The organism is uncultured Acinetobacter sp., from assembly GCF_947626835.1.
Lineage (GTDB): Bacteria > Pseudomonadota > Gammaproteobacteria > Pseudomonadales > Moraxellaceae > Acinetobacter.
In genome coordinates this window covers 1-26151 of record NZ_CANQTS010000035.1, presented here as the reverse complement: position 1 = coordinate 26151, position 26151 = coordinate 1, and the positions used below count along the sequence as shown (strand labels likewise).

The 26151-nt window shown below is 40.3% G+C and carries 24 protein-coding genes, 1 tRNA gene and 1 pseudogene; 5 read left to right on the top strand and 21 right to left on the bottom strand.

All coding sequences use genetic code 11. The annotated features are described in order from the left end of the window. Positions 1 to 39: 39 nt before the first annotated feature. The 7 genes from Q0Z55_RS11210 to Q0Z55_RS11180 form a co-directional block, all read right to left on the bottom strand. On the bottom strand, positions 40 to 309 hold the full coding sequence (locus Q0Z55_RS11210; RefSeq protein ID WP_297428582.1) for an NERD domain-containing protein: 270 nt from the start codon (positions 307 to 309) through the stop codon (positions 40 to 42). 38 nt (positions 310 to 347) lie between these two features. Then, on the bottom strand, positions 348 to 911 hold the full coding sequence (pnuC, locus tag Q0Z55_RS11205) for a nicotinamide riboside transporter PnuC (protein WP_297428579.1): 564 nt from the start codon (positions 909 to 911) through the stop codon (positions 348 to 350). Beyond that, positions 911 to 1420 (bottom strand): hypothetical protein, encoded by a 510-nt coding sequence (locus tag Q0Z55_RS11200; protein ID WP_297428576.1) that lies wholly within the window; start codon positions 1418 to 1420, stop codon positions 911 to 913. The genes pnuC and Q0Z55_RS11200 overlap by 1 nt, the downstream gene beginning before the upstream one ends. Before the next feature lie 154 nt (positions 1421 to 1574). After that, on the bottom strand, positions 1575 to 1913 hold the full coding sequence (locus tag Q0Z55_RS11195) for an FKBP-type peptidyl-prolyl cis-trans isomerase (RefSeq protein WP_297428573.1): 339 nt from the start codon (positions 1911 to 1913) through the stop codon (positions 1575 to 1577). A 39-nt stretch (positions 1914 to 1952) separates the two neighbouring features. After that, positions 1953 to 2579, bottom strand: coding sequence for an MgtC/SapB family protein (locus Q0Z55_RS11190; RefSeq protein WP_297428570.1), 627 nt, complete (start codon positions 2577 to 2579; stop codon positions 1953 to 1955). A gap of 80 nt (positions 2580 to 2659) precedes the next feature. Then, positions 2660 to 3190 carry a YaeQ family protein gene (locus Q0Z55_RS11185; protein ID WP_297428567.1) on the bottom strand — a complete coding sequence of 177 codons (531 nt, stop codon included), beginning with the start codon at positions 3188 to 3190 and terminating at the stop codon, positions 2660 to 2662. Between the two features lie 100 nt (positions 3191 to 3290). Further along, positions 3291 to 4292, bottom strand: a complete 1002-nt coding sequence (locus Q0Z55_RS11180; protein WP_297428564.1) for a GTP-binding protein — start codon at positions 4290 to 4292, stop codon at positions 3291 to 3293. A 401-nt stretch (positions 4293 to 4693) separates the two neighbouring features. Between Q0Z55_RS11180 and Q0Z55_RS11175 the strand changes: the two genes are divergently transcribed. Next, on the top strand, positions 4694 to 4885 hold the full coding sequence (locus Q0Z55_RS11175) for a hypothetical protein (protein ID WP_297428562.1): 192 nt from the start codon (positions 4694 to 4696) through the stop codon (positions 4883 to 4885). 281 nt (positions 4886 to 5166) lie between these two features. Further along, positions 5167 to 6777, top strand: coding sequence for a bifunctional 3-(3-hydroxy-phenyl)propionate/3-hydroxycinnamic acid hydroxylase (locus Q0Z55_RS11170; RefSeq protein WP_297428559.1), 1611 nt, complete (start codon positions 5167 to 5169; stop codon positions 6775 to 6777). A gap of 24 nt (positions 6778 to 6801) precedes the next feature. On the opposite strand, the gene Q0Z55_RS11165 is transcribed toward Q0Z55_RS11170, so the two are convergent. The 12 genes and pseudogenes from Q0Z55_RS11165 to Q0Z55_RS11110 form a co-directional block, all read right to left on the bottom strand. Further along, positions 6802 to 7317 carry a GNAT family N-acyltransferase gene (locus Q0Z55_RS11165; RefSeq protein ID WP_297428556.1) on the bottom strand — a complete coding sequence of 172 codons (516 nt, stop codon included), beginning with the start codon at positions 7315 to 7317 and terminating at the stop codon, positions 6802 to 6804. Between the two features lie 307 nt (positions 7318 to 7624). Next, entirely contained in the window at positions 7625 to 8515 is an 891-nt protein-coding gene (locus Q0Z55_RS11160; protein ID WP_297428553.1) for a LysR substrate-binding domain-containing protein, read from the bottom strand. 19 nt (positions 8516 to 8534) lie between these two features. Further along, positions 8535 to 9704 (bottom strand): MFS transporter, encoded by a 1170-nt coding sequence (locus tag Q0Z55_RS11155; protein WP_297428550.1) that lies wholly within the window; start codon positions 9702 to 9704, stop codon positions 8535 to 8537. Beyond that, a complete protein-coding gene (locus Q0Z55_RS11150; RefSeq protein WP_297428549.1) occupies positions 9697 to 10263 on the bottom strand; it encodes a TetR/AcrR family transcriptional regulator in 567 nt (188 codons plus the stop codon). The genes Q0Z55_RS11155 and Q0Z55_RS11150 overlap by 8 nt, the downstream gene beginning before the upstream one ends. A 95-nt stretch (positions 10264 to 10358) precedes the next feature. Beyond that, positions 10359 to 10877, bottom strand: a complete 519-nt coding sequence (locus Q0Z55_RS11145; protein WP_297428586.1) for an acyl-CoA thioesterase — start codon at positions 10875 to 10877, stop codon at positions 10359 to 10361. 139 nt (positions 10878 to 11016) lie between these two features. After that, positions 11017 to 11223, bottom strand: coding sequence for a hypothetical protein (locus Q0Z55_RS11140; protein WP_297428546.1), 207 nt, complete (start codon positions 11221 to 11223; stop codon positions 11017 to 11019). 274 nt (positions 11224 to 11497) lie between these two features. Then, positions 11498 to 12392 (bottom strand): annotated as a pseudogene (locus Q0Z55_RS11135) (patatin-like phospholipase family protein). Positions 12393 to 12580: 188 nt separating this feature from the next. Continuing rightward, complete coding sequence (locus Q0Z55_RS11130; RefSeq protein ID WP_297428543.1) at positions 12581 to 14047, bottom strand: alanine/glycine:cation symporter family protein; 1467 nt, start codon at positions 14045 to 14047, stop codon at positions 12581 to 12583. A gap of 90 nt (positions 14048 to 14137) precedes the next feature. After that, on the bottom strand, positions 14138 to 15379 hold the full coding sequence (gltS, locus tag Q0Z55_RS11125) for a sodium/glutamate symporter (protein ID WP_168401469.1): 1242 nt from the start codon (positions 15377 to 15379) through the stop codon (positions 14138 to 14140). Positions 15380 to 15763: 384 nt separating this feature from the next. Further along, positions 15764 to 16981, bottom strand: coding sequence for a DcaP family trimeric outer membrane transporter (locus Q0Z55_RS11120; RefSeq protein WP_297428584.1), 1218 nt, complete (start codon positions 16979 to 16981; stop codon positions 15764 to 15766). Positions 16982 to 17250: 269 nt separating this feature from the next. Beyond that, on the bottom strand, positions 17251 to 18519 hold the full coding sequence (locus Q0Z55_RS11115) for a DcaP family trimeric outer membrane transporter (protein WP_297428537.1): 1269 nt from the start codon (positions 18517 to 18519) through the stop codon (positions 17251 to 17253). 177 nt (positions 18520 to 18696) lie between these two features. After that, positions 18697 to 19893, bottom strand: coding sequence for a multidrug effflux MFS transporter (locus tag Q0Z55_RS11110; protein ID WP_297428534.1), 1197 nt, complete (start codon positions 19891 to 19893; stop codon positions 18697 to 18699). 123 nt (positions 19894 to 20016) lie between these two features. Here Q0Z55_RS11110 and yccS point away from each other — a divergent pair, with 123 nt between their 5' ends. The 3 genes from yccS (at position 20017) to Q0Z55_RS11095 (ending at position 25503) form a co-directional block, all read left to right on the top strand. Continuing rightward, positions 20017 to 22188: a YccS family putative transporter gene (gene yccS, locus Q0Z55_RS11105; protein WP_297428532.1), complete on the top strand. Its 2172-nt coding sequence runs from the start codon at positions 20017 to 20019 to the stop codon at positions 22186 to 22188. An 84-nt stretch (positions 22189 to 22272) separates the two neighbouring features. Continuing rightward, positions 22273 to 22833, top strand: coding sequence for a hypothetical protein (locus tag Q0Z55_RS11100; RefSeq protein ID WP_297428529.1), 561 nt, complete (start codon positions 22273 to 22275; stop codon positions 22831 to 22833). Positions 22834 to 22971: 138 nt separating this feature from the next. After that, positions 22972 to 25503 (top strand): sulfite reductase flavoprotein subunit alpha, encoded by a 2532-nt coding sequence (locus Q0Z55_RS11095; RefSeq protein WP_297428527.1) that lies wholly within the window; start codon positions 22972 to 22974, stop codon positions 25501 to 25503. A 61-nt stretch (positions 25504 to 25564) separates the two neighbouring features. Here the strand turns inward: Q0Z55_RS11095 and Q0Z55_RS11090 are convergent, their stop codons facing one another. Then, entirely contained in the window at positions 25565 to 26008 is a 444-nt protein-coding gene (locus tag Q0Z55_RS11090; protein WP_297428523.1) for a DUF2750 domain-containing protein, read from the bottom strand. A 67-nt stretch (positions 26009 to 26075) separates the two neighbouring features. Further along, a tRNA-Val gene (locus Q0Z55_RS11085) sits at positions 26076 to 26151 on the bottom strand.

Here is a 26151-nt window from a genome sequence, read left to right as displayed (position 1 = left end):
ACTATGATAAGATTAACCCGTTAGGTCAGGTGGCCTAACTTAAATAAAAAACTCTCCGACAAACCCGGTACGGTTCAGTTTATCAAGCTGCTTAAAATGGCTTTTAGACCAATCTTTGACTTCAACTGCCAATAATCCCCAAGCAGGATGCCAAATTAAAAAATCTGAATAACGTCCTAAAGCTTCAGGTTCATACCAAATACAGACCTGATCATCATCGCTAAATAAATGTTCTAAAAATTTAAATACTTTTTTCTCGCCACTGGTGGCATTTACTTGATTTAAACTGCTTGGTATAAATTCAGCCATGTTGAATCACTCGATATTGTCCCCGAGCGCAATATACGCTAATTTTGCCTTAAATTTAAGCGACTTTGCTGCCATTGCACTAAACCCCAACAGGCCAAAGCAATAAAACCGGCATACAAGGCAGCGGTAAGCATTAAGTCTTTATAAATAAACATACCCACATAAATGATATCAAGCACAATCCATAATGCCCATGTGGCCACGTATTTACGGCTCGCCCAAAACGTAGCAAGCAAACTAAATGCCACCAATTGCGCATCTAAAAGGGGTAAATCTGCTTGGGTAAAATGCTGTAAACTCAAACCAAAGATTAAACCCAAGATGAAAGTACCTAGCATCTGTAGCAAGGCGCTATTGACTGCAATGTGTTGAACCTGTAATGCTTGGGTGGCTGTGTTTTTCCAAGTGAAAAAACCATAAATTGCCATCAGCATAAATAAGCCTTGCAACACAGTTTCGGCATACAATTGATATAAATAAAATAAGTAGCCATACAGTGCTGCGGCAACAAAATTAAAGCCCCAACATAAAATATGTTTTTTGACCGTTAGGCTCACGGCAATGACACTGAGCAACACTGCAAAGATTTCAAGATTCGACATTATAAATGCGCCATAGGCAGTTGCAGCCGTTCGTCCATATGTAAATGGCTGTATTCAGGATGAAATTCAGGTTTCCATAAACTTAATTTATGCTCTTCACCAAAACGATCTACATGTAACTGAAATACCCCATAACGCCCAATATAATACTCGTACGATTGAGTGCTAAAGGTCAGATAAATTGACCATTCATCCAAGTCTAAACGACGCACTTCGTGTTGAGTCTCTTCAGGCAGTTTGCTGAGTAAATCATCGCACATGGCAAACACCAAACGTGAATCACGTTGTTCCATACATTGCTGCATAAATAAACGTGCCACATCATCAAATAAGATCTGTTGCTGTAATAACATTTGCGCCAATAACGCATCAATATGCTGTGGTGCAGAAAATTTTAACGGTGGTTGACGCGCAGGCAAGCCTGTAGATGGGCTGGTGAGTTTTAAATATTGATATAAAAATACCGCCAAGACCACAACAATGACGCAAATCAAAAGCATATGACCCATTTGGCAACCTGTATGTTAAGCAACATTTTATCGCGCTACTATAACGATTATCAGTTGGCAAAATAAAGCCAATTTGTGGCTTATTTTTAAATAATCTCTATGTTAGGAATCATAAAAAACACCTAAGACCATCACTGATCTTAGGTCTTGGCACTTAGTCGCGGGTTTTTACATCATACAACTCAATTTCAAAAATTAAGTTAGAGTTGGCTGGAATCACATTGCCCATTTTACGCTCACCATAAGCCAAATGTGATGGTACGATCAATTTACGTTTGCCACCCACTTTCATGCCCATAATGCCCTGATCCCAACCTTTAATCACACGGCCTGTACCAATCACGCATTCGAAATAGTTACCACGATCAAGCGATGAATCAAACTTGGTGCCATCTTCTAACCAACCGGTGTAATGGGTGGTAATTAATGCGCCTTTAACCGCTTCTTTACCCGTACCTTCTACCAAATCAATCATCTGTAATTCTTGGCTCATGTGCTTTACCTTGCGTTAAAAAGCTTAGTATAAACAAGATTAGAAGCGCAGTTCTTGAATATCTGGGTCATTGAGTAAATATTCGGTTAAGCGCTGATGGTTTTGCGCAGAGCCAATTAAAATCCAACGTCCGGTAATATGGCTTTCGGTTTTATGTTGGGTATTACGCACCACTTTTAAGTGATAGGTTTTAAATAATTCTTCATAATGATCTAAGGTGGCTTGTTGATAGGCACATACAATCCGGTAATGCCGCGCTTGATTCAGCTGTTCGATTTGTTCTTGCACATAAATCAAAATCGCCAACACGGTCATGACAATCACGGCACTAAAAATACTTAAAGCTTCATAGCCTGCACCCACCGCCATACCCAAAGCGGCAGTCATCCAAATGGTGGTGGCTGTGGTAATACCAGAGATACGATTTTCATCTTTAAAAATTACCCCAGCACCTAAAAAACCTAAACCGGTTAAAACGTTGGCTGCCAAACGGTCGGGATTATCCACCCCAATTTTAATCGACAGCATGGTAAATAAACACGAACTGACACTCACCATAATCATGGTACGCAAACCTGCCGATTTACTGCGATATTCACGTTCGGCACCAATGACTGCACCAATCAGCAAAGCGAGTAATAAACGATACATTTCTGCATCTGTCATGTTGTTCTTCTTATTGTTTAATCATGAGCTAGATATACAAAGCTTGGCGTTAAGATGCAATGCCCTTAACGCCCAAGATGTTATTTAAGTTGGATCCACTCAACTACTGCTTGAGCATTATCACCAATTAACGTCCACTCGCCATCCATGACATTAAGCTGTAATTGCATTGTACGTTCACACAAGGCTTGAATAGCAGTGGTGGTGGCTTCTGTGAGTTGCCACACCTCTACATTCTTTAAGGTTTTGATTTTACTACTGCGTTTATACCATTCATCTACAGCCGAGCCATAAGTGACCACAACCACTTTGTCGCAACGGGCACTGGCTTTTTTGACTTTATCTTCATCGGGCAAACCCACTTCAATCCATGTTTGCAATTGACCGGTTAAGTCTTTTTGCCAAAGTGCCGGCTCATCGGTTTCAAATAAATCTTTGGTAAACTCTAAAGCTTCATCTGCATAACGTGCATAGGCCAAAATACGCACCATTAAACGCTCAATGGTTTCTGATGGATGTAGCGCCATAGTCAGTTGATAATCACCATATTGGTGTACATCCATATTGGCAATATTTAAGTCTGCTTTATAGATGGTTGCTTTTAAAGCCATTGCTGAAAACTCCTAAATTATTGCCGCTAGGATACTCGATTTAAAGGCAAAACTTCTGCTTTTACATGATTTTTGCCACGCGTAGTCAATTTTGGCTGTCTTAGGATTCTTGATCAATACGGCAAGCCAATAAGGCAGCTTCAAAGGCTTGCCAATCACGATCTTGCTGATAAATAATTTCCACACGGTTATCTACATTTTCCGCTGCACTTTGATAATTAAATTGCTCAGGATTAAAGTTAAAACTTTTCCAACCTTGTTCGGTATTCAAAATTGCTTTAATACGCAACCAATCTTGCTGCTCACAGAGTACATCCATCACATCATAAAAATTAAATTGCCAACGCTTGGAAAATTTCCAACCTGCCACCCGATAACCTTGTGCTTGTTCGATATAGTGATATGGCAATTGGGTGATTTTGACTGGCTCTGTCGTGAGTTGTTGCTGCTGAATTTTTAACAAAGGCTGAATCTTGCGCTGCGTGGCGATATACGGCTGATCAATCTCGTGTAATGCCACTTGTCCATGTTCGCTGATCAGCCATATTTGCCCATAGGCTTGATATTCGTGTTGTAAGGCAGCCAGTGCATTTTGATCGGTGTCTTGCATCACATCAGCATGTGACACTAGCACCGTATGCGCTGCTTTGAGTTGATCTTGATATAAATATTGCTCCGTCCAAGCTCGATCACTTAAACGCGAACCATCTACTACCGTCACAAGACGACGCACAGCCAAATGGCTTTGCCAATGCGGTTCGGTCAGTTGTTCTAACAATTCAGCGGGATGGCCTAATCCTGTAGGCTCAATAAACAATCGGTCAGGTTGTTGTTCATTGAGCAGGCGTGACAAGGCAATATGCATGGGTAATTGACTGCTACAACATAAACATCCACCTAATAATTCTTTAACCGCATAGCCTTCATCTTGTGGCAGGAGTTGCTGATCAATCCCAATTTGGCCAAATTCATTCATTAACACAGCCCACTTTTCCCCTACTGGCTTTTGTGCCAATAAAGCTTTGAGCACTGTGGTTTTACCCGCGCCTAAAAAGCCTGAAATGACATGAGTAGGTACAGCCTGTTGTGCCAAGATTTTCATGTTTAGCCCCCTTATTAAATTGGGTTCATGCTACGCAAAGTTATAACAGGCTGCAACTTGCAGCATAAAAGCGGATTTTGAAAACTTTGCTTACATTTTAAGAAGAGGTTTGAGCTGCCAAATCCAATTTATACACAGCCTATTGTTAAGTTATATGAATCAATCTGTTTAATCATTAAACAAAAAATTATATTTAGATACATCTTAAGCAAGATTGCTGCTGTTTATTTTACAACACTTATACAGCGCTTAGCTTATTGTATTTTTCACGTAATCCTTAATACACATCTTTGTGACTCATCTTGCCTCATTTGCTCTGAGGCTCGTAGTATGAACCGCGTTGCACTGCTGCCCCCTAATTAAGTGCAACAACCATGATTAATTTTTAAGGATGCCTAAATATGAATATCAAAAGTCTAAGCCTTGCAACATTACTTGCCTCAGCTACAACATTCAGCTTTGCTGAAATCAGTGTCAATGAAACCCAACACCCTGCATCAGAAGCCAATCCACCAGTAGTTGTTTCTGATCAAGAACCTAACCCAACTCCTCAAGCACCTGCACCAGACAGCGAACAACCTACAGCACAATAAGTTTAGGCTTTACCTTATTTAGACGCTAAACTTCAGGTCAAATTGTGGAATGCAGTTTGACCTTTTTTATATGCTATTTAACTATAGAAAATAATGATCATTAAATCAAAAACCCATATACCAAAAAATCTCGCTTATCTCATAAAAACAATATCTTATTAAAATCACTGAATCACTATAGGGCTTTTTTCAATCAAGCTCTCCACTATGGCCTAGCTTGTATATATTGAGATTTAGGGTATTAATAGAGCTATTGTGAATTGATTGAATGGATATTCGCTGTGAGCACACATAAAACTGAATATACGACCGAAGTTGCCATTTTAGGCGCAGGCCCTGTGGGTCTAACCCTTGCCAACTATTTAAGTAAGCAAGGTGTAAAAGTCAAAGTTGTGGAACAGCTTGACAGTTTAATTGACTATCCGCGTGCGATTGGTATTGATGATGAATCTTTACGTACCATTCAATCTTTAGGTTTAGTGGATCAAGTCCTCCCACATACCACACCGAATCATGCGATGCGTTTCTTAACACCAAAAGGTCGCTGCTTTGCTGATATTCAACCCATGACGCGTGAATTTGGTTTCTCACGCCGTAATGCGTTTGTACAGCCACAAGTAGATAACATTTTATTAAAAGGTTTAGAACAATACCCACAAACTGACGTATTGTTTGCCCGTCACTTAACGCATTTTAATCAAGATGCATCAGGTGTCACTTTAAATGTTAAAACCAAAGAAGGTGGCGAAGAAAGCATCCATGCACAGTACTTAATTGCCTGTGATGGCGGTAACTCGATTGTACGTCGCACTTTAGGCATTGGTTTTGATGGTAAAACTGCCCCTAACCAATGGATCGTGATTGATATCGACAACGACCCACTGGCAACGCCACACATTTACCTGTGCTGTGACCCTGTACGTCCTTATGTATCAGCAGCATTACCACATGGTATCCGTCGTTTTGAATTTATGGTGATGCCGGGCGAAACCCAAGAAGAACTCAGCAAACCAGAAAATATTGCCAAACTTTTATCTAAAGTATTACCAAGTACTGATGGTATTGAAGTGATTCGTCAGCGTGTCTATACCCATAACGCACGTATTGCTGACAAATTCCGTGTAGACCGTATTTTACTTGCTGGTGACGCTGCACACATCATGCCAGTATGGCAAGGTCAAGGTTATAACAGCGGTATGCGTGATGCATTCAACTTAGGTTGGAAAGTGGCGATGGTTGTACAAGGTAAAGCCGGTGCAGAATTGCTTGACTCTTACCAAGTTGAACGTAAAGACCATGCCAAAGCCATGATTGATTTATCTGTAATGGCGGGTAACGTACTTGCACCACCGAAAAAATGGCACGGTGTGGTACGTGATGGTATTGCGTATGCCCTAAACTACATTAAGCCAATCAAACAATATTTGCTTGAGATGCGCTTTAAGCCAATGCCACAGTACCACGATGGTGCCTTAATCCATAATGGTCAAAAAGACACCCCTGTGGGCAAAATGTTTATTCAGCCAAAAGTTCAGCTTGAATCAGGTGAACAAATATTGCTGGATGAAGTGATTGGCAATGACTTTGCGATTTTGGCTTGGGGTGTTGACCCACAATGGGGTATTTCTGATGCCACCATGCAACAATGGAAAAAATTGGGTGTTAAATTCATTCAAGTGATTCCTGCGGTGCAATTGTCTAACCCAATTCGTAAGCACTATGAAGGGGTCATTACCGTGGGTGATGTTGGTATTGATATCCGTACTTGGTTTGGTAAAACCTCTGACTCGGTGGTGATCTTACGTCCAGACCGTTTTGTAGCAGCTTTAGCTATTCCACAAAACCTTGATCAAGTCAGCCAACAATTATTTGCCAAACTCTATGCCAAATAATCAAGGCGATCAAAAAACCACGCGTTAAGCGTGGTTTTTTTTACGTTTATTATAAGCACTACGTATACCTTGCCAACATGCCGAGCTTAATGTGCCTGCATAGAGCAAATAAGACTGCTCGCCTCTGCTGGGTATCTTAAACTGTTGTTGATTGCCAGTTTGTCGAAAGCTTAAAAACTTCGCTGCACGATCTGCCCTACAATAGGTAATATAATAACGATACCCCCCAACTATGCTTAAGTAAACACTGCTATACAACAATAAAGCTGGCATAAGACCACGATAATGATGTGTATCAGCTGCAATTAAACGTGAAATTTCTAGTGTTTTTTCTTGGTTATTTTCAGTAAGCACAGCAAGAAATTGATCTTTGTCTAGTAGTTGTTCCAGTTCAAAAGGAGCAGGTGTATAGCGTACAACCGCTAAAATCTGTTGGTTATCTTGAATATAAAAATGGTAACTATGCTGATCAAAAGCATCTTGTCCGTCAGCATCTAAACTGCTAAGCATATAAGGTAAGCGACGTTGGTATTGAGCCACACGAAATTCACCAATCCTGTCTAACTCTTGCTCTGTGATTGCATAATTAAAAGCTAATTGGTGTTTAGCTTCTCCCCTTAGAACAATTTTTTTTAATAGCCATACACTTAATTTATGCAGCATTTTTCTAAGTATAAAGTAATCAATATCACGTTATTTTAAAAGTTATTCTTTAAAGTTACTGTGGCAAATCTGCTCATAAACGCTGCTTAAATTTAGAAAAACTAAACAAAATGAGCAATTTTTAATTGAATTTATGAATTAATCATAAACAATGGATGCAAGCACCCATTGTTTATGATTTATCTTAAAATCCCATATAAAATTGTTGCTTTAAAATTCTTAAAATCAATTCAATGGCTTCATTTTTCTGTGCTTTACGATAGCTGGCATATAAGCCAATCATTGGCAAAGGCTCGATGGTATTTTTCACCACAATTTTATCACCCAAGAGTGGAATCACATAGGCTGGCACAATACTCCAGCCAACACCCATCCCCACTAAATTGACATTGAGCAAAATATTGGTCGAATGTTGCACAATATTCACATTGAGCTTCGATTCTTTAAAATAATCACTAATAATTTTATGCAGTTGTGGTGAAGCATCTTCATCACTAATCACAAAATTTTGACCATTAAAATTTTTAACACTGACGTGACGCTGCTCTGTGATCGGATCATCTTTAGGTACAATTAATGCCAAAGGTTCATTAAAAATCTGTACACATTCTATGTCACTTGATTGATCTTGGTAGCGAGTAAACGCAATATCAATCTCAGCATTTTTTAATGCTTTAAATTGATCGGCATCAGTTAAGCTATGAAAGTGAATTTTAAGCTCAGGAAAATGGGCACGGATATTGGGCATGATGTAAGGAAAAATCTTCATCTCTGCCACAGGCACAAAGCCGATATTGAGCTGATCTTTTTGTAAATTGGCCACCTTACGCGCCTCTTGAATAGCAAGTTCTGCATGTTCTAGGCTTAAGATAGCTTGTTTTAAAAATGCTTTACCCTCTTCGGTCAGTTCCACCTTACGGTTAGAACGAATCAAGAGTTGCACACCCACTTCATTTTCTAAGTCTTTAATTTGCTGACTTAAAGATGGTTGTACCGTACACATGCGCTGTGCTGCTTTGGTAAAATTTAGCTCTTCAGCGACAGCCACAAAATAGCGTAAATGGCGTAATTCCATATGGGGTTATCCTTAAAAATCAACGAAGCTTTGGTGCAACAGTGCTGCGATACAGCCACAGCGTGACCACCACAATCACGGCACAGAGTAAATAAGTCCATGAATAATTAAGGTAAGCAATGCAATAACCCATGATGACTGAGCCTAATGCTAACCCCACATCAAACAGGGTAAAAAAAGTGGAAATTGCATGTCCCATACGCTGCTTTTCTACCGACTGAATGGCTAAAGTTTGCATACATGGAAATAATGAACCATAGCCAATCCCAATAAATACCGCAGATAACCATAGCATCCATGCCTGTTCAACCATACTGACCAAACTTAAGCCGATGGCAAAGGCGATAAACGATGGATAAATCACAAAGCTTGGACCTTTTTGATCATAAAACTTGCCAACCCATGGACGTACCACAATCATGGATACGGCAAACACTACAAAGAAAAGACTGGCATATTGCAATAGATTTTTGCTTTGCGCGAATGCCGTGATAAAACTGGTGATGCTTGAATAGGCAAATGCGGTGAGCAATGCCACCATACTGATGCCAAGCACGCGTACCTCAACGATATCGCCCCATGTTAAAGGATTGTTTTGTTGTACTTTATTTTTTTCTTGCTCTGGTACATTTAGCGTTAAAGTAAACACATAGCCGATCATGGTCACAATTGTTAACAACGCAAATAAATGATTAAATGTCATCCAGTGAATGGCAGTTAAAGCAATTAATGGCCCAAATACCACGCCTAAATTGGTCGACATGACAAAATAGCCCATCCCCTCACCTTTACGAGATTCAGGTATAAACTCATTGACCACAGGTACATTCACGGTGGTTAAAATACTAAACCAAAAGCCATGTAAAAAACGCACCAACAACAATGACCATAAGCTATCAATAAAAATATAGGCAAAAGCCAAGAGTAAAAAAATCGCTCCTGCGCCACGTAAAGCAAGTTTTTTGCCTAATTTTTCAATGATGAAACCTGAAAAAGGTCGAATCGCAATAGAGGATAGTAAAAATAAGGTCAGGGCTAAACCAGCTTCTTTGACTGTACCGCCTAGGTCTTGCAAAATATAAATCGGCAAAATGGTGAGTGTGGCAAAATAATAAGTAAATAAAAATAGATTATTAAACAGACATAAAATGAAAGCACGATTCCACAATGATTCAGGCATGTTAGGCATCCTTAGACAACTGAACAGGTGCTAAAACAAATGCCACCAATTGCTGAATATAGTGCTGATCAGGTACGGTATTAAAAAATAAAATCTGATAATGAATGGGCGCGTATAGTGTGTCTAACATCAAAGCAAATGGATAATCACCACGAATTTCACCGCGCTGAATCGCCAATTGAATCAACTCACAGGTTTGTTCACGGCGCGGTAATAAATATTGCTGAAAAAATTCACCTGCAGTTTCACGATTTTGTGCCATGACAGCAAGTAAAGCACGCCCAATAGGATGTTGTAGCGCATGAGTAAGTTTTATCAATTGCTGTTCGAGATTAGTGGTTAAGCTTTGTTCAAAATCAAGTTCAAAAACAGATGCCGTATGCTGTTTAAAACAGTCTAAAACTAAATCTGATTTATGTTTCCACCAGCGATAGATGGTAGATTTGCCCACCCCTGCACGACTGGCCACGTCTTCAATGGTCAATTGGGCATAATCATGCTCAGCTAAAGCCTCTGCAACAGCCGCTAAAATACACAATTGACGGCGACTGGTTTTTTCTACGTCCATACAACACCCAAAAAACGAAACGCTACGTATCGTTTTATCTTAACGCAATACAAGTGAAGATGCCATAAAAAAGACCTCACATGGAGGTCTTTTATTTAATGATCTGACTTCTTATAAATGCTACATGAGGGATGATGATTCTCTTGTAGACGTAGTACTTTACGTTGTTCAGCCGATTCAAAACGGCAACGTTTCCAATCATTATCTAAATTCAGTGGCGGAATTTGTTTTGGTTTACCGTGTTCATCCACCGCAACCATGGTGAAGTAGCAACTATTGGTATGGCGCACGGTACGTTTTTGGATATTTTGTGCTTCAACACGAATACCAATTTCCATTGAAGTACGCCCAACATGATTGACGCTGGCTAAAAACGTCACCAACTCACCCACATGAATCGGCTCTTTAAAAGTGACTTTATCCACCGACAAAGTCACCACATAACTGCCCGAATAACGACTTGCACATGCATACGCCACTTGGTCAAGTAACTTTAAAATCGTACCACCATGAACATTACCTGAAAAATTTGCCATATCAGGGGTCATCAGGATCGACATTGTCAGTTCAGATTGGTCATCTAACAGTGGAGCAATTTGGTCAGTTGGGGACATCATGTTCTCAAGACAAAGGGATAATCATTAATATTGCAGGCTATTATAACGGCTTTAGTAAAAATATCAGGCAAAATGGCATCATTATTATTTATATAAATTATGTCATCATTTAGATAAATATATAATCACTTAATGTTCACATCGTGCCTGTCAGTTCTTTAGGCTCAAGATTGAGCGTGACACGACGTAACATTTCAGGGGCAATATGACCATAACTAATATTTTGGTTACCCAAATTTGCTGCGACTTCATAAGAGCCATCAGTATTGCATTTAATAATTTTAAAGATCACTTCAGGCATTGTTGCAAGTTTTACTAGTTCACCAATTTGCATTGTTGTCATAATTTCCCTCATGCGTATGTTGATGTTTTGTACAATTAGAGTATAAGTAGATTTCATCACTTGGTAAACCTAAGCCACTGAAATAAAAAGATTATATTTATAAAATTAAAATCTAATATGAGTTTTTTTATGTCTTAATTATTTTAAATTTTATGATATACATCAAACAATTAAGTTTTTTTGCTTATCTTTACCTCTACAAAATCAGATCAAGACTCGACTTTATGTTACAAAAAAAGCCAAGCGATGCTTGGCTAAAAATCTATCTATTGTGTTAATCCAAGACCTGCAATTGTTGTGAGCTGCCTATATTTTTATTGTTTAATACTTGCACAATATTCAGTAACTGTTGCTGTGCGGCAATATAGCCTGCTTGCATGATTTTTTCGCGGCTACTGACATCAAAAATGTGGGCTTTTTCGCGAATATCGGGTTGTATCACAATATCAGCATATTGCAGTTCTTGTTGAGCTAACCGCTGCTGCATAATGTTAATATTTTGATTAAACAATCCCCATACATGATGGGTTTCGGTATGCTCAGGCTGTGCCAAAATATCCACTGCAATAATAAGATCAGCACCTAAATTGCGTGCTACATTTACAGGTACAGGACTGACTAATCCCCCATCAACATATTCTAAACCTGCAATATCAGTGGGAATAAACATGCTCGGAATGGATACAGAGGCACGCACGGCCTGCCCAGTGTTGCCATAATTAAACACCACCTTTTGACCATGCTTCAGCTGCGTAGCCACCACATACATAGGGATTTTTAACTCTTGTAAAGGCGTATCATCTAATAATCGATTGACATAATCTTCAATTTTTTGCCCATCGAAAAACCCTTTCTTATCCAAGCGAATATCACGTACATCACTGGCTTTCATCTGCAAAGCAATTTCTCTGAGCTCACTGGCACTTTTACCTTGAGCATATAAGGCCCCCACTAAGCTTCCGGCACTGGTTCCTACAATAAAATCAGGTTGAATTCCAGCTTGTTCTAAAACTTCAATCGCACCAAATATGTGCATAGCCACGTGAGCCACCGCTGCCTAATACCAATGCAATGATGGGCCGTTTTTCTGACTTCTTCACTTCATGAAAATTAATGCGATCAGGCTGGGCTTGTGCGACAGTTGACTGAGCCGCTTGCAGCTGTGTCATACCAAGACTCAAAGCAATTGCCAAAAAAAGTTTGCCCATTTTCATCATAAACGATTGCAGCTTTAGCTCAAAATTGAGCCTTAAGTGTAGATGATTTTGATGCCTTACTGTGTTGCGTTTCATTTAATTGTAAATTTTGGCATTTAATATACCTTAAAAAAACCTCCCATCATGGAGGTTTTTTTAAGTTACCAAATATCAGAGTTGACTTTTCTTTTGTATTTTGGATGACGGTCTAGCTTAAACACGGGCTCTTTAACTCCCTTTTTAAGTTGGCTACGGTAGTCTTTGAGTAACATCAACACAAATGGCATCAGTAGTAAAATCGCAATCAAGTTAATACTTGCCATAATCCCCATAAACAAATCTGCCATAGACCAAATGAGTGGCACACTGGCAATTGAGCCAAAATACACCATAACCAAGACTAAAATACGAAAGATCAACATTACGACACGGTTATTGTGAATAAATTGCACGTTGCCTTCAGCATAAGCGTAGTTCCCAATGATCGATGAATAAGCAAACAAGAATAAAATGAGTGCCAAGAAGTCATCACCCCATGCACCAATCTGACTCTCTAATGCTATTTGGGTTAAGGTGACCCCCTCAAAACCAGCATTTTCATATAAGCCTGAAGCTAAAATAATGATAGCGGTACATGAACACACCACAAAGGTATCAACAAACACACCGAGCATTTGCACTAAGCCTTGATTGACCGGATGTTTAACATCTGAGGCCGCAGCAGCGTTCGGTGCCGAACCCATACCAGCTTCATTGGAAAATAGTCCGCGTTTAATGCCCATCATCATGGCCATGGAAATCATAGCACCAAAAAAACCACCTGCTGCTGCTTCAAACTCAAAGGCTTTACTAAAAATAAGTTGGAACATGGCAGGTAAACTGTCAAAGTTTAACATGGCAATATACAGCGCCACTACCAAGTACAATAGCGCCATAAAAGGCACAAAGCTCTCAGCCACTTTAGCAATCCGTTTAATGCCACCAAAAATAATCAAAGCGGTCATCAGCACCAGTGCTAAACCGACCCAAGACACTTCAAAACCACCAGCCAATACTATATTCGCTTGATCCCACCCCCATGCATGTGAGGTGGCACCACTAATGGCATTGGCTTGTACTGCATTAAATACAAAGCCATAGGTTAAAATTAAAGAGATTGCAAATACCACCCCTAACCATTTTTGTTTTAAGCCTTGGGTAATGTAGTAGGCAGGTCCACCACGAAATTGTTGATTTTGTTGGTCACGCACTTTAAATAATTGTGCTAAAGATGACTCTACAAAAGCTGAACTCATACCTAAAAAGGCGGTCAGCCACATCCAAAACACCGCCCCGGGTCCACCGATGGCAATCGCAATCGCCACCCCTGCGACATTGCCGACTCCAACTCGGCTTGCTAAACCGGTCACAAAGGCCTGAAATGGCGTAATGCCGTGACTATCTTGGCCGGGTTTACGGCTATTTTTCATGACTTTAATGCTGTGTACAAACAGACGAATTTGCACAGCACCGGTTGCGATGGTATAAAACACACCTACTGCCACCAAAAACACCACCAAAAAATCCCATAAGGGTGCATTTAAAGCATTGACCCAGTCGAGTAAGCTCTGATTTAAACTTTCATTCATCTTATTATCCTTGTCCCATCAATGATTGATGCGGGAGAAAAAGCAAAAAAGCCCCACACAAATGGGGCTTAAGGTGTAAAACGGTTATGATTAACCTAAAAATCTTAAGATGGATTGAATGACTACCACGTTAATTAAATCAACGAAGAATGCGCCACACAAAGGTACAATTAAGAAAGCTTTATGCGATGCGCCATACATATTGGTGATGGCTTGCATGTTGGCAACCGCGGTTGGCGTAGCCCCCATACCAAAACCACAGTGACCTGCAGCCAGTACAGCAGCATCATAGTTTTTACCCATGACACGGAAAGTTACAAAGGCTGCATATAACGCCATCGTGATAGTTTGCGCCGCTAAAATCACCATTAATGGACCCGCAAGGTCGGCCAATTGCCATAATTTTAATGACAATAACGCCATTGCTAAATACAGCGATAAAGAAGCATTACCAAATACGTCAATCGCGCGATCAAAGACAGTGACTTTAAACACACCTTCGAGCAAGTTACGTAAAATCACACCACAGCCTAATGCCCAGACAAAGGTCGGTAATTCAAACATCGTGCCTTTGGCATAACCTGTCATAAATTCAGCAAAAGCTAAACAGATCGCAAATAAACCTAAGGTAGTAATGGCATTATCAGCAGTAATTAAACGCACCCGATGTGGATATTCAAAAGGTACATACTCATTACCTGCTAAATCCCCTACAGGACGATTATCACGTTCTTCAATTTGCGCACTGGTTCGTGGGGTCGCGAGTTTATGCTTATTAATTAAGGTTTTCGCCAGTGGGCCACCAATAATACCACCAATGATCAAACCAAAAGTGGCACTGGCCATACCTAATGCTAAGGCACCATCAATACCATGTTTGGTTTCAAAAATTTCACCCCATGCACCTGCTGTACCATGACCACCCGTTAAAGTAATTGAACCTGCAATTAAACCAATTAAAGGATCAATACCAAGTAAAGTGGCTAAACTAATACCGACTACATTTTGCACCACAATAAAAGAGGCAACCGCAACCAAGAAGATCACTAAACCAAGACCACCTTCTTTTAACTTTGAGAAGTTGGCGCTTAGACCAATAGAAGCAAAGAAAATCAGCATAAAACTGCTTTGTAATGTGCTGCTGGTCGTAATGCTATAGCCCCAAAAGTTATATACGATTAGAGAAATAACAGCCGCTACTAGACCACCTGCCACAGGCTCTGGAATATTGTAGCGTTTTAGAAAATCAATGTTGTTGACTAAGAAGCGGCCCAGTAACAGAACAATGACCGCCGCAATCAGCGTATAAAATGCGTCAAAAGTAAATTCCATAGCGATGATATCCGTTAAAATTGATCAATACTTTTATTGTTCTACAGCGTTCAGTTCAATGTTAAAGAAATCCTGCATCATTATTTTGATGACTTAGATTTACTTTAAATTAACCCACGATTGCTACAAGAGAAATAATGTAAAGAGCAATTTTGCAATAACACGTGATTCATTGAAGAATGAAAGCAACGCAAAAAATAATAATTTGAAATCAGATTTGAATCACCTGATTCATCTAATGAGCGAAAAACGCGGTTATTATGCAATTTTAATCAGCCAACTCCTATGCTTAGTGGCCTCGTTTATGTAATATCTGCATATTATTTAAACAAATCATAAAAAAAACCGAGGTGATACACCTCGGTTTAGTTATCAATCTAAAATTTAGAAACTGTAACGTCCCATTAAACCAATACGGTTATCTTTAAAAGATTCGCCCTTAAAGGTTTCGCGTTTACCATTTACATATTCAATGCCCAGATCAACAGGTTTAGCTGGTGAATAAATAAAATTCAGCCATGCTTGTTGTACCTGTTCATTGCCCTCTTGATTTAAGTTTGCATAGGCATTGCTATCATCGGCAAAGACTGCGCCATAGGCAAGCGTTGAACGCCATGCAGGTGAAAATTTATAGGTTGCACCTACTTGGACTGCATGAAATTCGTTTTGCTCAATTTTTTGCTCATTATCTAAAGCAAAAGCGGTATTGGTGGCATATAAATATTTGTTATTACCCTGTACATACGAGTAATCAGCCGAAATTTTAAGTGGATCAGTCAATTGATAATTGACCCCAACAGCAGCCCCCCAAGCAATTGCATCATCCTGCCCCACCTCAGCTTTATAATGTTCAACCAAAGCACGGGCTGAGAGTGAGCCTTTGCCTTCATCAAAGCCTTGAATCACTTTGGCAGCTAAAACAGGTGCACTGTATTTGAGTTTAACATCTTGATCGCCAAACTTACTTGCTGCACTGTCACCTTTTTCTGCTGAAATCATGAGTTGGGTATTGGGCGCAATTTTATGGCTATAACGTACCATTGGTACACGCGAAGTACCACCACCTGGGTTAGTGTTAAAATCAATCATCTCTGGTGCATGATTAGACAAGAACGTCGATAAGGTTTGCCCAATTAACCAATCGTTATAGGTTAAATATACATGACGCATACGTAGGCTTTCACTTGAGCTGGCAAAGTCAGTTTCAATTTTACCGCCAAGTTTGTTGCCATTTTCAAGTGGCGTTGAAAAATCCACCCCAATACGTGTAGTTTTTAAGGTCGAACGTAATTTGTCTTTCGCTTCGCCTTTAGAACTTGCCACCGCATTAAAGTCGTTATCTGCACCCTCAACAATATAATTGGCATCGGCACGTACAAAACCGTAAGCCTTCACTTCAGCTCCACCTTTGGTGGTAAACGTTAGTCCATCACGTTTCACTGTTGGCGCTGGGCTTGATAACTCAGTCACTTGAGTGATTTGCTGCTGTTGTTGAACTTGTACTTGCTGTTGTTGCTGTACCAGTGCTTTTAAAGCGGCAACTTCTTGGCGTAATTGTTCGATTTGTTGTTGCTCAGTTTGAGCATGTGCAGTTGACCACATTAAACTGGCTACTGCCGATACTAAACTGATTTTAATAAAAGATTGCGCCTTATTTTTCACCGAATACTCCAAAGATTAATTATTGTGTTGCTTTTGTAACATATCCCCAATAAAAGCAATTTTTGTACCATTTGTTATTTAATGAGGGATTAATGTAGCGTGCCTAACATGGCACAGTTATGTTTCATTTCAAAGATGAATTGATAACAACTATATTAAATTTACTCATAAAAAAAGAGGTCATCACGACCTCTTGTTTAAAGATAGAATTAGAAATTATAAATCGCAACCATATTAACACGTTGATCTTCACCAGTACGACTTGGCTGACCAGGACGGCTAAAGGTTTCACGCTCACCCATGGTATATTCTAACCCTAAGCTCACCGGCTTGCTTGGGCTATAAAACACATTAGCCCATGTTTGCCATAATTCTTTATTTAAGTTACCTGAAGCACGTTGCAAATAATTTTCGTTGTCATCGGCCTGCATATAACCATAGCCGAGTGTGCCACGCCATTGTTCGTTGAATTTTTGAGTCACACCCAAAATAATTGAGTCAAATTCATTTTCTGCCACAATATTTTTATCAGCATCTTGGGCAAAGCCTGGATTGGTCGATAAAATAAAGCTGCCATCGCCTTTAACATGGTAGTAATCGGCTTTTAAAGTGGTGCTTGGTGTGATGTCAAGTTTAGTTCCCACCCCCACACCCCAAGCGGTTGTGGTATCGGCATCGGTACGTTTTTCATTGACCATACCACGCACGCCCACTTGCATATTATCCATCACTTTATGATTTAAACGCGCAGTTAAAGCGGGTAAACGTAAATTGGAGCTTGAATCTTTTGGATCTTCAAGTGCCACCACTAAATTGGTCTCTGGACTAAACTTTGTGGTATGACGAATTTGTGGGGTACGTTTAATCGCACCGCCAGTGTATGTCATGGCATCAACTGTATCAGGAATATAGTCAGGTACAGCAAAGTTTGACCATGTTTGCCCAATCAGCCAGTCGTTGTATGTAAGATAAGCATGGCGGATACGCAATGCATCACCGCTCCCTAAGAAATCCACTTCAATTTTACCAGTGACATTGGCATCATTGACGGGTGCTTTAAAATCTAAACCTAAACGAGTCGCAGCAAGGGTACTTTTGAAGCGGTCTTTATAGGTAGGATCACCCTCTAAAGGGACATTGGCAATTTGGTTATAAGGACGTGCATCAGGTCCACCTTGAATTTGATAGCTGGCATCGGCACGCACATTACCATACAGTTTAACTTCAGCCCCACCCACTGTTAGGCCTAAGCCTGATGGTTTTTTCTGTGCTTCAGTTTTAGGCATCACCACTTGGTTTTGTACTGTCTGTACTTGATGTTGGGTTAAACGTTGTTGTTCACCATATTGCTGCACCAATTGACGCAATTCTTGCACCTCTTGACGCAATTGCTCAACTTCACTTACCCCATTGGCTTGTGCCATAGAACTTGCCGCAATTGCTGCACTGAGCAACAATAATTGAAATTTTGCACGCATATCTTTTCCTTATTACTTTTTTATTGTGGCGTCCATCCTGACGTCGCTGTCAATTTGAACGATTTTTGTAATCACGAACAGCATGCTTTAGTCGCATTTATTTTTTATCATTTTTATGCATTAAAATTCACTCTTTAAGTCATGGTCTTCAACAGTGCATTTTGTGGCATTGAAAAATCAAGCAGCTTGAGTAAGCTGAATATGGCGCATGCTCCAATTGGCCGTGGCAATAAAGACTAACATCATGATTGCCATATTCATCAAAGGTGACCAAATTAAGAAATTGAGTAAAACACCACCTAAGAGTCCTGCACCAAATTGCATACTACCCATTAACGCACTTGCCGTGCCTGCACGGCGACCTTGCTCTGACATCGCCAGCGCCATGGCATTGGGACCGGTAAAGCCAATGCCTGCCACCGTTAAAAATAAACCCAATAGCACTAAGGCTAAAGGCGCTGCGACTAAACCTGCAAGTAACAATATACTTGCACCTAAAGCTTGAATAGCACCGCCCAATTTCAAACGCTGCAAAATTCCATAGCGCTGCGCGAAGCGTTTATTTAGGCTAGAAAACACCATAATTCCCAATGCATTACAGCCAAAAACATAAGCAAAATGCTGCTGATTTAAGCCGTATGTATCCATTAATACCGCAGCTGAGCCGCTAATATAGGTAAATAATGCACCACCACTTAAACAGCCTGAAAACATGGCAAAACAAAACTGCCGATCTTTAAAAATAACCGCGTATAAATTTAGTACTTGATTAAAACTTAATGTTAAACGTCGCTCAGGCACTAAGGTTTCTTGAAAAAAGAAATGCACACATAGCCATGCAATGATGCCCATCATGGTTAAAAAGGCAAAAATCATATGCCAATCAAAAAATAAAAGTACCCAAGCCCCTAAAGTAGGCGCCATAATCGGGGCAATGGTGGCTACAATCATCATGCTTGAAAATGCCTGTGCCGAGCTTTGTAGATCTAAACGATCCCGAATCGCAGCACGCGCAATCACCACCCCCACACAACCGCCTAAAGCCTGTAAAATCCGTGCGGCAATTAAACTCCATTCGTTGTAGGCAAATACACACAGTAAGCTGGCCAAAATATACAGCGCCAAACCAATATACAGCGGCGTTTTACGTCCAATACGGTCACTTAAAGGGCCATAGACCAATTGACCCACCGCTAGACCTAAAAAATAAGCAGGTAAACTGTTGGCAACCCTTTGGGTACTCACCGCAAAATCTTCTGCCATTAATGGCAACGCCGGTAAATACATATCAATACTTAAAGGCCCTAATGCAGTGAGTAAGGCCAGCAATAAAATCCAGCTGTTGGGATAAGCTTTAGGGGATGGTTTTAACATGACAGTATTTATTTTTAAAATGGCCGGCGTACAGACAATTCTACACCCTCATAGTATGATTTGCTTGGCAGCAATGGCACATTGCCTGCATAAAAATAGATAAACATTGACTAGGGATTTACCTTGAAAGCTTGGTTATTCACGTTACAGCAAGCCACATATCATTCTACTTTAATGTATAACCTGCGTATGCTGATTGCCTTTGCCGGCACTGCCTTTGTGCCTTATCTGTTGGGCATGCAATTGGCGACCATTCCTTTAACGTTGGGTGTTGTTGCAGCCGGCTTAAGTGATATTGATGACCGTTTCTCGGCACGTATTTTAAATCAGCTCTATACCTATTTAGGGTTTTTTATTACCGCAGCCTCGATTCATTTTTTATTTCCTTATCCCTTATTATTTGGCTTGGGTTTAATTATTTCCTGTATTGGCTTTATTTTACTCGGCTCGCTTGGGCGACGCTATGCCACCATCTCTTATGGTTGCTTGGTGGTATCGGTGTATACCATGTTGGGGGTCGATTTATTTAGCGACTGGTATATGCAACCTGCACTGTTGGTGACTGGCGCGCTGTGGTATGGGGTACTGTCTACCATCAGCTTTTTACTGTTTCCAGTACGCCAAGTTCAAGATCAACTGGGCAAAAGCTACAGTGCACTGGGCGACTTTTTATATGCTAAATCGAATGTCTTTGATGTAGACATGACTGCCAAAAGCTATCAACAAAGCATGATTGATTTATCGCTTGAAAACAGTAAATTGGTGGGCTTATTTAATGAATTAAAAACCGCCTTACTCACCCGTTTAAAAGGTGACCGTGGTCAAAAAGACACCCGCCGTAGCCTACAGTATTATTTTGTGGCACAAGATATTCACGAACGCGCCGATTCTGCCCATATTGATTATCAAAAACTAGCCAAAGTCTTCGAGCACAGCGATGTCCTGTTTCGTTTACAACGGGTGTTATCCTTGCAAGGTAAAGCTTGTAAGGACTTGGGCGACAGCATCATTCGCCGACAAAAATATCAACATAACAGCCGCTTTAAACACACCTTTGCCAATTTAAAACAATCACTTGAAAAATTGCGTCAAGAACAACACTATGACCAAGTGTGGGTCAATGCCCTGTTTGGTTTGTATCAAAATTTAAAATCTATTGATGGTCAATTGCGTAACTTAGAAACCGAGCGCACCATTCATTTAGATAAAATGCGCCATATTGAACATCAACTCAAAGACGATGATCTTAAGGGTTTTGATGACATCGTGATTCGGATTAAACAGCATTTAACCCCAGAATCGGTGTTATTTCGGCATGCGGTACGTTTGTCGATTGTCTTATTGGTGGCGTATATTTTTGTGCAAGTGACCCATATTGAATATGGTTATTGGGTACTTTTGACCGCATTATTTGTCACACAACCTAACTTTAACGCCACCAAACGCCGTTTACGATTACGAATTGTCGGAACGCTAATAGGGATTTTGGTCGGCTATGCCATTTTGTACTTTATTCCCTCTATTGAAGGTCAGTTGTTGCTGTTGGTGTTGAGTGGTGTGTTATTTTTTGAACTACGCAGTAAACAGTACGCACAAGCTACGGCTTTTATTACCATTTTGGCTTTAATTAACTTTAATTTAGATGGTGTGGGCTTTGATGCAGCGATTCCACGCATGCTTGATACTGTAGTGGGCTGTTTCTTGGCATGGCTTGGGGTATCCTTTATTTTCCCCGATTGGAAATTCCGTCGTTTGCCACGCACCATTCGCCGTTCACTCGAAGCACAATGTGATTATTTGGCTGAAGTGATTGAACATTATAAAAATGGGCGTAATCATGGCTTAAATTATCGTATTGTACGCCGTGCTGCACATAATCGTGATGCAGAAGTGGCTTCACTGATTTCAACTCTTGCCACCGAACCGGATTTTGATCCTGATCATAAAGCATTGGCTTTTGAATTTTTGTGCTTAAATCACACTTTTTTAAGCTATATCGCCGCTTTAGGTGCACATCGTGAACAGATCCAAGACCCTGCCATTTTGAGGTTACTGGATCATGCCTTAAACGATATCCAAGGGGCTTTATTACACGATGAAATGCCAGATTTAAGTGCAACCAACATGTTGCAAGCCATTCGTCAGCGTTTACAACATGCTGATGAAGATCAACATGCCTTTATTATTTTGCAACAATTGTCATTAATGTTAAGCATTTTGAATCAATTGAGTCGCTTAAAGCAAAGCTTAAGTCATGAACGTGATCAACAGGCCACCGAATTGGCCTCTTTATAGTCAAGATTTTTCCTTGAATTAAGTTCACGATAACACAAGATTTAATGCTAAACTTTTCGCAGTTCTAAATCTGTTATTTTCACTATGACCGCGAAAAATTTATACGCTTATACGCTGCAGCCTGTCCCGTATGAAGTCAGTGCCGACGAACAGCGTGAGATTCAATTACAAATGTGGCGCGGTACCAACAAAATTGGTACTAAAGCTTGGGCGATCATGGCTGCTGTGGTGGCTTTGTCGATTTTAGGGATTATTTTACTCAAAAACTATTCGACAATTTTTTGTTGGGTGGCAATTGTAGCTGTTGTGATTTACCTTTTGGTACGTAAATTTGGCCTAGAATGGTATGTCAAACGCAAAATGAATGAATTTCCTACACAGGAAATTAAAGGCATTAAATTGGGCGTGCAACCGCATGGTTTAGTGATGCGCCAACAAATGGGCGTTCAAGAAGGTGTGGCTGTCATTTCTTGGAAAGACATTTATGAGTGGTATAACACACCTGAATATATGTTGGTTAAATTTAAAGTCAAAGGTCAAGAAGGCGCTTATATCCTACCAAAGCGTATGGACTCTAAGAACTTCTCTTTTTCTACGGTGCGTAAACACTTAAAAGAAAGCGTAGGTGAGCCTAAGTCAATTTAAAATAATTTGAATAAATAAAACCTCCTCAATGGAGGTTTTTTTATTTAAATGATAATGAGAATAAATATTAATTCTACATTTTATTCACAGCAGATTGAGCTATAATTTGCCGCATTATTTAAGCCTTCTTTAGTTGCCATGTTAAAAAAAATATTTTTTCAACTGCATTGGTTCTTAGGAATTAGCGCCGGTTTAATCCTCTCCATTATGGGAGTCACTGGTGCGATTTATTCTTATGAATCACAAATCTTAAAATGGATCAATCAAGACAGCTATGTGGTTCAAGTGGAAAACCGCCCTGTATTGACCCCTGCTGAAATTTATCAGCGTTATAGCAGCCAATACCCTGATGCCAAAATTAATAGCATTACTGTGGCGCAAGACCCAAGTGCTGCGGCAAGTGTCAATGTAGTTAAAGAAGGTGCGCGGCGTGGTCATACCATTATGATTAACCCGTATAGCGCACAAGCTTTGCCTGAGATTCAAGGTCGCGCATTCTTTCAATTTATTCAGGACTTACATCGTAATTTAACAGTAGGTCCAGTCGGTAAGCAAATTACCGGTGCCTCAACCTTAATGCTAATTTTCTTTGTCTTAAGTGGTTTGTACTTACGTTGGCCTAAACGCCATAGCATTAAGCAATGGTTATTTGTTAAACCGAAACTGAATGGCCGTAATTTCATTTGGGATTTACATGCTGTGGTCGGGACTTGGGTAGTGATTTTCTACCTCATTTTGGCCTGTACCGGTTTATATTGGTCGTATGACTGGTGGCGCAACGGCATGTTTAAAGTCTTGGGCGTTGAACGTAGCCAACCTCAAGCAGCAACACCTAAAGGCGGTCAAGGCGGTCAAGGCAGTCCAGGCGAGCGTGCTGAAAAAATTAGCCCAACTGAATTAAATATTGCTCTTACGCAAAGTTGGCAAGGTTTTAATCAAGTGGGTCGTGATTTCTCAACCCTAACCATGACTTTGCCAAAACGTGCTGATAGTCAAGTCAGCATGAGCTTCTTTGACGCCGAGCCACAACATGAACGTGCACGTAACAATTTAACTTTTAACTATCAAACCAACAGCGTTGAAAAACTCGAACTCTACGAAGACAAAAAGCTCAATGAAAAAATCATGAGCAGCATGTTGCCGGTGCATCGTGGTAGCTTCTTTGGCTCGGTGTATCAATTTATGGCGATGCTCGCCTCTTTGGCGATGCCTCTATTCTTCATTACCGGTTGGATGTTGTATTTAAAACGTCGTAAGCAAAAACAACTTACACAGGCTGCACGTCAAGGGGCAAACTCACATGCCCTAGATGCAAATCAAAAACCATGGTTAATTGCTTATGCCACCCAAACCGGTGTATCTGAACAACTGGCATGGCGCACAGCAAGCAGCTTACAAGAGGCGCAGTTGGCCACGCAAGTTAAAGCTGTGCAGGATTTAAAGCCAGAAGATTTACACAATGCTGAACATGTGTTGTTCATTGCCAGTACCTATGGCACGGGTGAAGCACCTGATTTAGCCACAAGTTTTGAGAAAAAGTTATTAAGCCAACATCTGAACTTAAATCATTTAAGTTATGCAGTTTTGGCTTTAGGTTCAAAAGAATATCCAGAGAGTTACTGTAGCTTTGGTCATCGTATTGCCGCGTGGCTTGATCAAAATGGCGCGCAATCTTTGTTTAATCCGATTGAAGTGAACAATGCAAACCCAGATGATATTGCGCGTTGGAATGCTGCCCTTGCCCAGAGCACACAATTAGATTTAGGCAGCATCCAAGTGCATAAAGTGTATGATACTTGGACATTGGCGAAACGCGAGTGCTTAAATCCAAATAGCTTAGGACAACCGGCATTTAATATTGAACTTAAAACTCAACATGATATTACATGGGAAGCCGGTGATATTGCAGAAATTCAGCCGGGCAACAGCCAAGCACGTATTGATACATTTTTACAGCAACAAAAACTCAGCGCTCAGCCAGAATTGATTGCCGCATTGCGTTATAAAGATTTAAGCCAAAAGATTCATGGCTTCTTTAGTACCGAAGAGTTGCTTCAGCAATTGCCCGAATTACCAACACGTGAATACTCAATTGCAAGCATTCCAAGTCAGCAAATGCTACGTTTGGTGGTACGCCAACAGCAAAGCAACCAAGAGCTTGGTTTAGGTTCAGGTTGGCTCACCGAGCATGTAGAGGTTGGACAAGATGTGTTATTGCGTATTCGTAGCAATCCATCGTTTCACTTAATTGATGACAATCGTCCAATGATTTGTATTGGAAACGGAACCGGTATTGCAGGCTTAATGAGCTTAATGCAAGCACGTATTCGCTTAGACTATACCGATAACTGGTTGATTTTTGGTGAGCGTCAACGTGAACATGACTTCTTTTACCAAAGAACCATCGAAGCATGGCAAAGCACAGGCATGTTAAAACGGATTAATTTGGCTTTCTCACGTGATCAAGCCGATAAAGTCTATGTGCATCATAAGCTACGCGAGCAAGCAAGTGAGTTACGTGCTTGGATCGATAAAGGTGCAGTGTTGTATGTCTGTGGTAGCATTCAAGGCATGGCCAGTGATGTAGATCGCGCTTTGATTGACATCTTAGGCGAAGCCTGTGTAGATCAATTACGTGAAACGGGTCGTTACCGTCGTGATGTGTATTAATTAATTAACCAAAACTTAAAAACCGAAGCAACTGCTTCGGTTTTTTTATACATCGTATATTTTAATGATGCAGGCGAATACTACGTGGCTGAGGCAGCTCTAAAGCTTGATATTTTCGAGGATTAGAGTGCTGTAACTCATACAGGTAATTTTTAAGATCAGTCAAAAATTGCTGTGGCGGTATTAAGACATGTTGTCCATCATTCGCTAAATTTAAAGCCAATGACTTTTTTTCGTGTAGTAATACCGGAATGATTTTTTCAATGATTTCTTGTAAAGAAATTGGACATATACGATAACCAGGCCAATGTTCTAACACAGGTTTAATTAAACTTGGATGGTGCCATAACACTAAGGCTGCATTTTGGGCATCTCCACACCATCCCCAATGTTGTTCAGGATTAATAAGTGCCATCACTTGCTGCTGCTCAACCAAGTGCAACATAAATTGTTGATAAATGAGTGCGGCAGTAGACAAAAGCGAAGAATGAGATACAGAATGCATAATTTTGCCAAAGGCAGAAACAAAAAAACCCTACATAAGTAGAGGCCATTTATTCTTATTAAGAATATGGTGGGCGCTGACGGGATCGAACCGCCGACATTCTGCTTGTAAGGCAGACGCTCTACCAACTGAGCTAAGCGCCC

Excerpts from the sequence above, each read along its gene's own strand:
- Q0Z55_RS11210 (WP_297428582.1), bottom strand. The coding sequence starts at position 309 with ATGGCTGAATTTATACCAAGCAGTTTAAATCAAGTAAATGCCACCAGT.
- pnuC (WP_297428579.1), bottom strand. The coding sequence starts at position 911 with ATGTCGAATCTTGAAATCTTTGCAGTGTTGCTCAGTGTCATTGCCGTG.
- Q0Z55_RS11200 (WP_297428576.1), bottom strand. The coding sequence starts at position 1,420 with ATGGGTCATATGCTTTTGATTTGCGTCATTGTTGTGGTCTTGGCGGTA.
- Q0Z55_RS11195 (WP_297428573.1), bottom strand. The coding sequence starts at position 1,913 with ATGAGCCAAGAATTACAGATGATTGATTTGGTAGAAGGTACGGGTAAA.
- Q0Z55_RS11190 (WP_297428570.1), bottom strand. The coding sequence starts at position 2,579 with ATGACAGATGCAGAAATGTATCGTTTATTACTCGCTTTGCTGATTGGT.
- Q0Z55_RS11185 (WP_297428567.1), bottom strand. The coding sequence starts at position 3,190 with ATGGCTTTAAAAGCAACCATCTATAAAGCAGACTTAAATATTGCCAAT.
- Q0Z55_RS11180 (WP_297428564.1), bottom strand. The coding sequence starts at position 4,292 with ATGAAAATCTTGGCACAACAGGCTGTACCTACTCATGTCATTTCAGGC.
- Q0Z55_RS11175 (WP_297428562.1), top strand. The coding sequence starts at position 4,694 with ATGAATATCAAAAGTCTAAGCCTTGCAACATTACTTGCCTCAGCTACA.
- Q0Z55_RS11160 (WP_297428553.1), bottom strand. The coding sequence starts at position 8,515 with ATGGAATTACGCCATTTACGCTATTTTGTGGCTGTCGCTGAAGAGCTA.
- Q0Z55_RS11155 (WP_297428550.1), bottom strand. The coding sequence starts at position 9,704 with ATGCCTAACATGCCTGAATCATTGTGGAATCGTGCTTTCATTTTATGT.
- Q0Z55_RS11150 (WP_297428549.1), bottom strand. The coding sequence starts at position 10,263 with ATGGACGTAGAAAAAACCAGTCGCCGTCAATTGTGTATTTTAGCGGCT.
- Q0Z55_RS11145 (WP_297428586.1), bottom strand. The coding sequence starts at position 10,877 with ATGTCCCCAACTGACCAAATTGCTCCACTGTTAGATGACCAATCTGAA.
- Q0Z55_RS11140 (WP_297428546.1), bottom strand. The coding sequence starts at position 11,223 with ATGACAACAATGCAAATTGGTGAACTAGTAAAACTTGCAACAATGCCT.
- Q0Z55_RS11130 (WP_297428543.1), bottom strand. The coding sequence starts at position 14,047 with ATGAATGAAAGTTTAAATCAGAGCTTACTCGACTGGGTCAATGCTTTA.
- gltS (WP_168401469.1), bottom strand. The coding sequence starts at position 15,379 with ATGGAATTTACTTTTGACGCATTTTATACGCTGATTGCGGCGGTCATT.
- Q0Z55_RS11120 (WP_297428584.1), bottom strand. The coding sequence starts at position 16,981 with ATGTGGTCAACTGCACATGCTCAAACTGAGCAACAACAAATCGAACAA.
- Q0Z55_RS11115 (WP_297428537.1), bottom strand. The coding sequence starts at position 18,519 with ATGCGTGCAAAATTTCAATTATTGTTGCTCAGTGCAGCAATTGCGGCA.
- Q0Z55_RS11110 (WP_297428534.1), bottom strand. The coding sequence starts at position 19,893 with ATGTTAAAACCATCCCCTAAAGCTTATCCCAACAGCTGGATTTTATTG.
- Q0Z55_RS11100 (WP_297428529.1), top strand. The coding sequence starts at position 22,273 with ATGACCGCGAAAAATTTATACGCTTATACGCTGCAGCCTGTCCCGTAT.
- Q0Z55_RS11095 (WP_297428527.1), top strand. The coding sequence starts at position 22,972 with ATGTTAAAAAAAATATTTTTTCAACTGCATTGGTTCTTAGGAATTAGC.
- Q0Z55_RS11090 (WP_297428523.1), bottom strand. The coding sequence starts at position 26,008 with ATGCATTCTGTATCTCATTCTTCGCTTTTGTCTACTGCCGCACTCATT.